Source organism: Stenotrophomonas daejeonensis, assembly GCF_001431505.1.
Taxonomy (GTDB): Bacteria; Pseudomonadota; Gammaproteobacteria; order Xanthomonadales; family Xanthomonadaceae; genus Stenotrophomonas; species Stenotrophomonas daejeonensis.
Window position 1 is genome coordinate 64,078 of sequence record NZ_LDJP01000058.1, and the last position, 10,203, is coordinate 74,280.

Consider the following 10,203-nt stretch of genomic DNA (forward strand, 5'->3'; position numbering starts at 1 on the left):
GTACCCGCCGCGATGCGTCAGCGGCCGAAACGGGCGTCGATGCCATCGACGATTTCCCCTGCGCTGTAATAGTCGACGCGGAACGAATTGCGGCCCAGGCCATGCACCTGCCGCGCGCGCACCGAAGGCAGGTTGGCCAGCAGCGGATCGGCCAGGAAGCGGCCGGTGCCCGCCTCGTCGGTACCGAGCAGGAAGGTGGTGCGCGCCTGCAGCCGCGGCAGGTTCTCGTACGGCGCCCAGATGAAGTCCTTGCGCGTGGCGGTGTTGGTCTGCCACGCCGGGTCCGGCTCCTCGAGGTCGAAGCCCAGCGCCGCCAGCAGGCGGCCGTGGGCGCTTTCGCCGGTGGCGACGGGGTTGCCCATGCCGGCCCCGTTGAAACTGACGATGTTGGTCTTGCCGGCCGGTGGCACGATGCGCGCGCGCACCTGCGCCACCCGCTGGTCGAACTCGGCGATGCGTTCGGCGGCGCGTTGCTCGTGGCCGGTGGCCCGGCCCAGCTCCAGCGCCAGTTCCTGCCAGGTACGGTCGCCGTAGTCGAGCACGATGGTCGGGGCGATCCTGCGCAGTTCGGCCAGTTGCGGCATGGCCGAGTCGTTGCCGTTGAGCGCGACCACGATCAGGTCCGGGCGCACCGCATAGGCCGCCTCCAGGTTGACCGCGCCCACCGGCCAGGCGTTCTCGACACCGCGCGCACGGGCCACCGCGGCCCATTGCGCGAAATACTGGCCGCGGGCATTGGACGCACTGGCGACCAGCGGCGCATCGATCGCCAGCAGCGTGCCGCTGATCGCCACCGAGGTGGACAGGATGCGCTGCGGCGCATGCGGGATGACGGTGACGCTGCCATCGGCATTGGCGAAGCTGCGCCACGCCGGGCCGGCAACGCCGGCCTCGCCGCCAGCGCGGCCGCAGGCGCACAACGCCACCCCGAGCAGGAGCACCGCCATCCGGCGCAAACCACGTTCGATCATCGACATCCCGCACTTCATCCACGTTCTCCGGTGCGGCGGCAACCGCCGCCAGACTGCGGCACGGCCGGGGCGCGCCACCGCGGCCCCGGCCATGCGTCCTTACCTGCGCCTGGCCTGCAGGCGGGTGATGCGGTCGCCCTTCGGGTCGTCCTCGCCGCGCGACTTGTTCACCGCGAACACCGCGCCGCTGCCATCGGCATGGACGTGGTTCGGGTAGGTGCCGCCATCCAGGTTGGCGACCAGCCGGCCATCGCGGTCGACCACCGCGATCGTGCCCGAGGCACGGTTGCTGACGTAGGCCAGCCCGGACGCAGGGTCCACCGCCACGTTCAGCGGGCCGGCGCCGACGGCCACGTCATGCTCGACCTTGCCGCTGGCCGGGTCGACGACCAGCAGGTTGTCGCTGCCCTGCGCCACCACCAGCAGGCGCCTGGCGCCGCCGTCCCAGGCCACGCCGATCGCGCCGACCGCATGGCCCAGCGGCAGCACCTTCTCCACCGTGTCGCTGGCGGTGTCGATGACCACCGCCTCGGGCGCCGCCAGGTTCACCGAGAACAGCTTCCCACCCTCCGCGTCCAGCGCCAGGCTGGCCGGGGTGAACTCCTTGCCGCGCTGGCCGCTGGCCACCTCGATGTCGCCGACATGCTGCAGCGTGCGGGTGTCGAACACCGCGATGTGGTTGCCACCGGTGGCCGAAACGTAAGCCTTGCCGCGCTTCTGGTCGACGATCACGTCGCGCGAGTGCGGCACGCTGTCCTGCGGGAACTGCCTGACCAGCGACAGGTCCGACTGCCGGTACACCGCCACCGTGTTCTGCCGGGTGTTGGTCACCCAGACGTTGCCGTTGGCATCGTCCACGCCCACGCCGTACACCGCATACACGCCCCCCTCGCGCGGCGGCTGGCCGGAGCGCGCGGCCGGTGCCGGTGCTGCCGGCGGGTTGGCGCTGGCGACGACCTTCAGCGTCTTCGGCTCGACCTTGAGCAGTTGCGATTCCTTCACCGGCGGGCGCCCCACCGCGGCGGTGACGAACAACGCGCTGCTGGCGGCACTGTAGGCCGACTGGTACAGGCCGCGCGGCAGCGGCTCGCTGTTGATGGCGAAGCCCTGCTGGCCGGACAGCGCCAGCTTCGGCGACACCTTCAGCTCGAACACCTGCGCCGCATCCGGCCCGTCCACCCGTACCAGCAGCGGGTGGCGGCCGATGGCGGCATCACCCGGCAACTGCAGGGCGGCCTTGAACCGGCCCTCGGCGTCGGCCCGGTAGGGCTGCGGGTTGAGCACCGTGGCGCCGCGTTGCAGGGTAACCGCCTGCCCGGGCTTGAAGCCCTCGCCGGCCAGTTCGACGCGGTCTCCGGGATAGGCCACCGGCGCCTGCAGGTTGATGCGTCCGCCGAAGCTGGTGTCCGGCGGCGTGAACGCCTCCTGCGCCAGCAGCGGGCCGGCCGAACCCAGCGCCAGTGCCAGCAACGCCGGGCGCAGCAGCCTGGAGGGACGGGAGGGGGACGTGCGGTACTTCATTGGCTTTCACCTCTTTCGGAATGGCGCCATCGGCGCCGGTGGGATCTGCCGTGGGTGTGCAAGCTGCCTGGGCAAACGGATGGAATGTCGGCACGGCGCGATCCGCCGCGGCCACGACGCAAGCGGGCGCAGCCACAAGCAGGCCGCGCTGCCGTTCATGGCGGCACCTCGCCACTGCGGTCGGCAATGCCGGCCACGGCATGCAACGCATGCAGCAGCGAAGCGCGCAGCATCGGCCCGTGGCCCAGGCCGGCGAACTCGCGGTAGCCCACGTCCAGCCCCGGCACTTGCCGCAGCCGCCCGGCCAGTTGTTCCAGCGCATCGGCGGGAACCGCCGCGACCCGCCGCAGGTGCGCCACCACCGCGGGGTCGTCCATGTCGCGGCCGCTGAAATCCGGATGGCGCTCGCCCTCGCCCAGCATCAGCAGCACCCTCGCCTGGCGCTCGCCTGCCCGTTCGACGAAAGCGCGTTCCGGCGCGCCCAGCAGCGCGCCGCCCGCCCACCACAGCGACGGGCTCGCCGCGGCGAAAGTGCGGAAACCGGCATCGCCGCAATACAGCGCATGCAACGCGAACATGCCACCCAGCGAATGCCCCCACAGCGCCTGCCGCCACGGGTCCAGCGGCACGCGCCGCGCCAGCTCGGGACGGATGCGGTGCGCAATGACGTCCATGAACGCATCGGCCCCGCCGCCCCGGGTGGCGCCCCCGTCTTCCTCGAAGCGGGCCGGCAGCGGGGTGTAGTCGCGCATCCGCGCCGCCGCATCGATCCGCAGCGGGTTGTCGTGGCCGACGAACACCAGCACCTGCGGCGTGCCGCGCGCCAACCCGGCCAGCAATTGTTCATCGAACGCCTGCAGCGCGGCATTGCCGTCGAGCATCCAGAACGCGGGAAAACCGGCGGCCGGTGGCGGCGGCGCGGGGATGGCGAGGTTGACGCGATAGCGGCCGCCCCCGTCGTCGGCAGCGACGACGAAACGCTCGAAGCGGTAATGCGGCGATGCCTGGTCGGCCACGGTCCGGCCGATGACCTGCAGTGGATCGCGCCGCATCGGGCCCCCGCCGCGCTCGTTGGAGCGCGTCACGGCCATGCCCGCCGTGGCCGGGCCGGCGCCGGGGGCGAAGGCACCCCCGCGGCCCCGATGAAGGACATCGGCACCGGGCTCGGGGAAATTGCGGGGAGGTAGGTCACGCCGGTTTGCCTGCTGGTGGAGAAACGGAATCCGCGGCCCGCGGCGGCACCGGGCCGCCACGGGTCCGCGGGCGGTCAGAAGCCCACGTTGATGCTGGCCCAGTACGCGCGGCCGGGCTCGTTGTAGGTAGCCGCGCCGGCCGCACTGCTGTTGGCCTCGCGGAACAGGCGCTTGTCGCCGAGGTTGTTCACGCCCAGGCCCAGGCTGACCTTGTCGGTGATCCGGTAGCGCGCGCTCAGGCTCCACAGGTCGTAGGCGCCGCGCGGCTGCAGCACCGCGGTGCCATCGCAACCGGCGGTGCACTTGGGGTCGTTGTTCATGTCGCGGGTGGCCGGCTCCTGCCTGCCATAGAACGTACCGGTCAGCAGCAACGACAGGTTCGCGGTGGCCTGCCAGTCCAGCGAGGTGTTGACCGTGTACTCGGGGATGACCGACAGCGGCTGGCCGGTGGTCTTGTTCTCGTTCTCGACCATCCAGGTCAGGTTGGTGTTCCACTTCAGCACTTCGCCGCGCTCGCCCAACAGCGGCACGTTGAGGTTGCCCTCGAAGCCCTGCACCACCGCCTTGGGCGCGTTCTCCCAGCGGAACACGCGGGCCGGCGGGTCACCGGCGGTCTGCCCGACCGGGACGTAGCCGGCCTCGATCTTGTTCTCGTAGTCGTTGTGGAACCAGGTCAGCGACGCGTGCCAGCCGCTGTCCGGCGCCCATTCCACGCCGATCTCCTTGTTGATGCTGGTTTCCGCATCCAGCCCGGCGTTGCCCTGCACGTAGCAGCCGGCGCCCAGGCTCTGGTAGTTGTCCGGGCAGCCGTTGCCGCGGGTGTAGTACAGGTAGTTCGGGTTGGACTGGTACAGGTTGGGCGCCTTGAACGCGCGCGCCACGCCGCCCTTCAGCAGCCAGTTCCGCGCCAGTTCGAACTGCGCGTTGAGGCTGGGGCTGACGTTTTTGCCGAACTGGCTGTGGTGGTCCAGGCGCAGGCCCGGGGTGACGATCCAGCGCTCGCCCAGGTAGATGTTGTCCTCGACGAAGACGGCCGTGGTCTGCGCATCGGCCTTGCCGCCGCCGCGGTCCGGGTCCAGCCCGTCGATGCCGCCGCCGCTGCTGCCACCCTGCGACACCGAGAATGGATCTTCCAGGTTGCTGTCGCGGTACTCGAAGCCCAGCGTCCAGACATGGTCGTGGCCACCCAGCAGGGTCGGCAGGTTCAGTTCGCCATCGATGCTGTAGTTGCGCAGGCGCGAGGTCGACCAGCCCGCGCCGCTGATGCTGCCTTCGGCGCCGCCGGCCAGGCCCTCGTTCATGCGCTTGTTGTTGGTGCCCTCGTAGGCCAGGGTCAACCGCGAGGAATTGTCGCCCCAACTGCCGCGGTGGGTCAGCGCGCCGGAGGTACGGTACATGCGGTTGGTTTCCGCGCCCTGCCCGGCCAGTTCGGTCAGCAGGTCGCTGCCGGTGCCGCTGACCGCGCGGTCGCCGGCGTAGATGTTGCCCTGGCGGCTGAAGCCGGCCTCCAGTTCCAGTACGTGGTCCGGGTTGACGTCCCAGCGCAGCAGGCCATTGACGTCCTTGTTGACCACGCCCTCGCGGCCAGCCGGCGGGGTGACGCCGCTGGCATGGTCGCGGTTAAGGTCCAGCGAGTCGGCGTCGGTCCGGTTGAGGTTGCCGTACAGGCGGAACGACAGGTCCCCGCCCAGCGGGCCACCGAGGTTGAAGCTGGCGCGCTGGCTGCCACCTTCCTCACCATGCTGCGGCACCAACCCGTACAGGCCGAGCGAACCGCCCAGGTCGCCGGTCGGCTTCTTGGTGATGATGTTGACCACGCCACCGGAGGCGCCGGAGCCGTAGCGCGCCGCCGCCGGGCCGCGCAGCACGTCGATCCGCTCGATCATTTCGGCCGGCACCCAGTTGGTGTCGCCACGGGTGTTGCGCTCGCCGCTGCGGCCCATGCGGATCGAATCGCGCGAGCCCACCGGCTTGCTATCCACCAGCACCAGCGTGTTCTCCGGGCCCATGCCGCGCAGGTCGATCTGGCGGTTGTTGCCATACTGGCCCGAGGCGCTGTTGCCGGTCAGGTTGACGCCCGGCATGGTGCGCAGCAGTTCGGAGATGTCATTGGCCGGCGGCCGCTTCTCGATGTCCTCGGCAGTGATGGTCGAGGTGCCCAGCGCCTGCCGGGCGATCTGTTGCGCGGTGACGTGCACGGTATCGATGTCGGTGGCGTCGGGGGCGCCTTCGGCCAGGGCCGGGCCGGCCACCAGGGCGGAGAGCAGCAGGGCGGCAGCCAGGGGGTTGCGACGGAACAGGCGGGCGCGCGCGGACGCCCGCGGGATGCGGGTTGGGGACATGACGATTTCCAGAGGAGGGAGGAAACGCCTCTGGCAGCGGCTTGAGGCAGGTCTTTCACTGAGACGTTGGTCGCGCTCGCGCCAGCGTCCGGATACCGCCGATTTTACAACAAACGAGAATGATTATCGATTAATGAGAGGCACGCCTTGCACGCATGTCTCCGCAACCAGTTGCCGCAGGTCATCCACCACCGCCACGGCTCCGCTCGTTTCCGGGTCCAGTCCGCGCAGGTAGCCATAGCGCACCAGCACGATCGGCATGCCGGCCGCGTTGGCCGCACCGAGATCGGTGGCCGAATCGCCGACCATCAGGCAACGCGGCACCGCCTGCCCCAGCAGGTGCGCGGCATGCAGCAGGGGTTCCGGCGCCGGCTTGCGTTGCGGCAGGCTGTCGCCACCGACGATGTGCGCGAAACAGCCGGCAATGCCCAGATGCTCCAGCAGCGGCGGCACCAGCGCCGACGGCTTGTTGGTACAGATCGCCAGCGGCAGGCCACGCGCCTGCAATTGCGCCAATGCCTCGACCACGCCGTCATACAGGCGCGGGCTGCGCAGCAGGCAGTCGTGGTAGTGGCGCATGAAGCCGGGCATCACTTCGGCCGGCGTGTGCCCGCTGCCGGCATGATGCAACGCGGTATCAACCAGGTTGCGCACGCCCTCGCCGATCCAGCCGCGCACGGTGGCTTCGTCCACCCGCGGCAACGAAAGATCGTCCAGCATGCGATTGACCGCCTCGGCAATGTCGGCGGCGCTGTCCACCAGCGTGCCATCCAGGTCGAATACCAGCGCCGCAATTTCCACGCATTACTCCCGTCTCGAAGGCCGCCGATTACACCACGCCCATCGCCGGCGCACAGGGCTCACTCCACCGGCAACCCACGGAACAGATCGCCCTGCACCGCCGAATCCTCGCGGTCGCGGAACCCCGACACGCCCACGCCCACCAGCCGGTAGCGCGTCTGCGGCGGCAGCTGCACGCGCTGGCACAGCGCCAGCGCGATGTCGCGCAGTTCCTCCACCGAGGCCGGCGGCACGTCCGGGGTGAAGCTGCGGGTGAGGATGCGGAACTGCGCGGTCTTGAGCTTGAGCACCACGGTATGGCCGACACGCTCGGTGCGCCCGCAGGCATGCCAGGTGCGTTCGGCAAGCTGCGCGATCAACTCGTCGAACTCGCCCAGCCGCAGGTCCTCGCTGAAGGTGTCCTCCGAGGAGATCGACTGCACCGGCTGGTCCGGCTCCACCGGCCGCTCGTCGATGCCGCGCGCACGCTGGTGCAGCCGCCGCCCGAACGCACCGAACAGCGCTTCCAGCTGCTCCAGCGGCAGGCCGCGCAGGTCGCCGACGGTGGCGATGCCCAGCGCCGCCAGCTTGCCCTGCATCACCTTGCCCACGCCCGGCACGCGGCTCACCGGCAATGGGGTCAGGAACCGCTCCACCCGCGCCGGCGGCACCACGAACTGGCCATCGGGTTTGCGCCAGTCCGAGGCGATCTTGGCCAGGAACTTGTTCGGCGCGATGCCGGCCGAGGCGGTCAGCGACGTGATTTCGCGGATCTGCGCGCGGATGGTCCGCGCGATGTCGGTGGCGATGCCGCCGCAGGTCGGCGAAGCGGTGACGTCCAGGTAGGCCTCGTCCAGCGACAACGGCTCCACCAGCGGCGTGTGCTGCAGGAAGATTTCGCGGATCTGCCGCGACACCGCCTTGTAGCGGGTGAAATCCGGCGCCACGAACACCGCGTCCGGGCACAGCCGCTCGGCGCGCAACGCCGGCATCGCCGAACGCACACCGAAGGTGCGCGCCTCGTAGGACGCCGCGCACACCACCGAGCGTGCCCCACGCCAGGCCACCACCACCGGGCGGCCGCGCAATGCCGGATCGTCCCGCTGCTCGACCGACGCATAGAACGCGTCCATGTCGATGTGGATGATCTTGCGCATGGGCGAACCGGGGACCCGCAACGGCAGGGACAGGGCCTGCAATGATAGCCCGCCGCGCCATACGCCCCGGTACGATCCGCTGCGAACGTGCTGGCTTTTCCCGCAAACACTACGCATGCGTACTGTTAAAACTGTTGATTGAAAGCATATCCATCAAGCATCCTTGGACGTTACGTTTTCCGTGCTTCGGGATTACCGCTTCGATGAACCGTCTCCATGCGTTCTCGCGCGAACAGCTGCTGGCCAGCGCACGCGGCGAGCTGTTCGGCCCCAACAAGGGCCGCCTGCCCAACGACCCGATGCTGATGTTCGACCGCATCACCGACATCCGGGATGACGGCGGCCCGCACGGCAAGGGCCTGGTGCGCGCCGAACTGGATATCCGCCCGGACCTGTGGTTCTTCGGCTGCCACTTCATCGGCGACCCGGTGATGCCCGGCTGCCTCGGCCTGGACGCGATGTGGCAGCTCACCGGCTTCTTCCTGACCTGGATCGGCGCCGAGGGCCGCGGCCGCGCGCTGGGCTGCGGCGAGGTCAAGTTCACCGGCCAGGTGCTGCCCAGCGCCAAGCTGGTGCAGTACGAAATCGACATCTCGCGCGTCATCAACCGCAAGCTGGTGATGGCGCAGGCCGATGCCCGCATGCTGGTCGATGGCCGCGAGATCTACAGCGCCAAGGACCTGCGCGTGGGCCTGTTCACCTCTACCGAGAGCTTCTGATGCGTCGCGTCGTCATCACCGGCATGGGCATCAACTCCTGCCTCGGCAACGACCTGGATACCGTTTCCAGTGCCCTGCGCGAAAGCCGTCCCGGCATCGTCTTCCTGCCCGACCACGCCGACGCCGGCCTGCGCAGCCAGGTCGGCGGCCGCGTCGAGGTCGACCTCGATGCGCAGATCGACCGCAAGCTCAAGCGCTTCATGAGCGACGCGGCGGCCTACAGCTACATCGCCATGCGCGACGCCATCGCCGACGCCGGCCTGGACGAAGCGCAGGTCAGCAATGGCCGCACCGGCCTGATCGCCGGTTCCGGCGGCGGATCCAGCCAGTGGCAGGTGGAAGGCGCGGACCTGCTGCGCAACCGCGGCGTGCGCAAGATCGGCCCGTACATGGTGCCGCGCACCATGTGTTCGACGGTGTCGGCCAACCTCGCCACCGCCTTCAGCATCAAGGGCGTCAGCTACTCGCTGTCGGCCGCCTGCGCCACCTCGGCGCACTGCATCGGCGCGGCGGCGGACATGATCCGCTACGGCGCGCAGGACATCGTGTTCGCCGGCGGCGGTGAGGACCTACACTGGTCGATGAGCATGATGTTCGACGCGATGGGCGCGCTGTCCACCAGCTTCAACGACACCCCGGCCACCGCCTCGCGTCCCTACGACGCCAACCGCGACGGCTTCGTCATCGCCGGCGGCGCCGGCATGCTGGTGCTGGAGGACTACGACCACGCCGTTGCCCGCGGTGCCCGCATCCATGCCGAACTGGTCGGCTACGGCATCACCTCGGACGGCGCCGACATGGTCGCCCCGTCCGGCGAAGGCGCCGTGCGCTGCATGAACATGGCGCTGGCCGACCTCGACCGCCCGGTCGACTACCTCAACACCCACGGCACCTCGACACCGCTGGGCGACATCACCGAACTGGGCGCGGTACGCGAGGTTTTCGGCGACAAGGTCCCGCCGATCTCCTCGACCAAGGCACTGTCCGGCCACTCGCTGGGCGCGGCCAGCGTGCACGAGGCGATCTACAGCCTGCTGATGCTCCGCGATGGCTTCATGGCCGGCTCGGCCAACATCGAAACGCTGGACGAGCGCGCGGCCAGTTTCCCGATCCTCCGGCAGACGCAGGAGGCGAAACTGGACGTGGTGATGTCCAACAGCTTCGGTTTTGGCGGTACCAACGCGACGTTGGTCTTCGGCCGGGTGTAATTCCCCGCGGCCCTTGCTCCAATAAAGGCCCGGCATTGCCGGGCCTTTTCATATGCCATTGCTCCCGGAACGGCTTCATCGGTAGATGCGGGGCTTGCCCCGCTGGGCATTGTCGAGACAGCCTCAGCGGGGCAAGCCCCGCTCTACGTTCGGTGGCGGTAGTTTCCCCGCGGGAGCTTGGCCTGCGTGTGCTTGGCGCCCAAAAGCAAACCCCCGCTGCTTGAGCAGCGGGGGTTTGGAGGAAAAGCCCCTGGCGATGACCTACTCTCGCACTGACTCTTTAAAAACTCTGACGCTGCCGACGATAACCAA

General features: G+C 69.5%; 8 protein-coding genes. 2 read left to right on the plus strand and 6 right to left on the minus strand.

Going from position 1 to position 10,203, the window contains the following annotated elements; all coding sequences use genetic code 11:
* Nucleotides 1-17 precede the first annotated feature (17 nt).
* From fepB to dinB, 6 genes are all read right to left on the minus strand, one after another.
* On the minus strand, nt 18-977 hold the full coding sequence (gene fepB / locus ABB34_RS10220; RefSeq protein ID WP_211258195.1) for a Fe2+-enterobactin ABC transporter substrate-binding protein: 960 nt from the start codon (nt 975-977) through the stop codon (nt 18-20).
* 93 nt (nt 978-1,070) lie between these two features.
* Nucleotides 1,071-2,492 carry a YncE family protein gene (locus ABB34_RS10225; protein WP_057641218.1) on the minus strand — a complete coding sequence of 474 codons (1,422 nt, stop codon included), beginning with the start codon at nt 2,490-2,492 and terminating at the stop codon, nt 1,071-1,073.
* A gap of 155 nt (nt 2,493-2,647) precedes the next feature.
* On the minus strand, nt 2,648-3,583 hold the full coding sequence (locus tag ABB34_RS10230; RefSeq protein WP_057641219.1) for an alpha/beta hydrolase: 936 nt from the start codon (nt 3,581-3,583) through the stop codon (nt 2,648-2,650).
* Between the two features lie 176 nt (nt 3,584-3,759).
* Entirely contained in the window at nt 3,760-6,027 is a 2,268-nt protein-coding gene (locus tag ABB34_RS10235) for a TonB-dependent siderophore receptor (RefSeq protein WP_057641220.1), read from the minus strand.
* Between the two features lie 123 nt (nt 6,028-6,150).
* The gene (gph, locus tag ABB34_RS10240) at nt 6,151-6,828 is read right to left on the minus strand and encodes a phosphoglycolate phosphatase (RefSeq protein WP_057641221.1); all 678 of its coding nucleotides are present in this window, start codon (nt 6,826-6,828) and stop codon (nt 6,151-6,153) included.
* A 59-nt stretch (nt 6,829-6,887) separates the two neighbouring features.
* Entirely contained in the window at nt 6,888-7,964 is a 1,077-nt protein-coding gene (gene dinB / locus ABB34_RS10245; RefSeq protein WP_057641222.1) for a DNA polymerase IV, read from the minus strand.
* 203 nt (nt 7,965-8,167) lie between these two features.
* On the opposite strand from dinB, the gene fabA reads away from it, so the two are divergent.
* Nucleotides 8,168-8,683, plus strand: a complete 516-nt coding sequence (gene fabA, locus ABB34_RS10250; protein ID WP_057641223.1) for a 3-hydroxyacyl-[acyl-carrier-protein] dehydratase FabA — start codon at nt 8,168-8,170, stop codon at nt 8,681-8,683.
* Entirely contained in the window at nt 8,683-9,891 is a 1,209-nt protein-coding gene (fabB, locus tag ABB34_RS10255; RefSeq protein WP_057641224.1) for a beta-ketoacyl-ACP synthase I, read from the plus strand. Before fabA ends, fabB begins: the two co-directional genes overlap by 1 nt.
* The last annotated feature ends 312 nt before the right edge of the window (nt 9,892-10,203 follow it).

Excerpts from the sequence above, each read along its gene's own strand:
- fepB (WP_211258195.1), bottom strand. The coding sequence starts at position 977 with ATGTCGATGATCGAACGTGGTTTGCGCCGGATGGCGGTGCTCCTGCTC.
- ABB34_RS10225 (WP_057641218.1), bottom strand. The coding sequence starts at position 2,492 with ATGAAGTACCGCACGTCCCCCTCCCGTCCCTCCAGGCTGCTGCGCCCG.
- ABB34_RS10230 (WP_057641219.1), bottom strand. The coding sequence starts at position 3,583 with ATGGCCGTGACGCGCTCCAACGAGCGCGGCGGGGGCCCGATGCGGCGC.
- ABB34_RS10235 (WP_057641220.1), bottom strand. The coding sequence starts at position 6,027 with ATGTCCCCAACCCGCATCCCGCGGGCGTCCGCGCGCGCCCGCCTGTTC.
- dinB (WP_057641222.1), bottom strand. The coding sequence starts at position 7,964 with ATGCGCAAGATCATCCACATCGACATGGACGCGTTCTATGCGTCGGTC.
- fabA (WP_057641223.1), top strand. The coding sequence starts at position 8,168 with ATGAACCGTCTCCATGCGTTCTCGCGCGAACAGCTGCTGGCCAGCGCA.
- fabB (WP_057641224.1), top strand. The coding sequence starts at position 8,683 with ATGCGTCGCGTCGTCATCACCGGCATGGGCATCAACTCCTGCCTCGGC.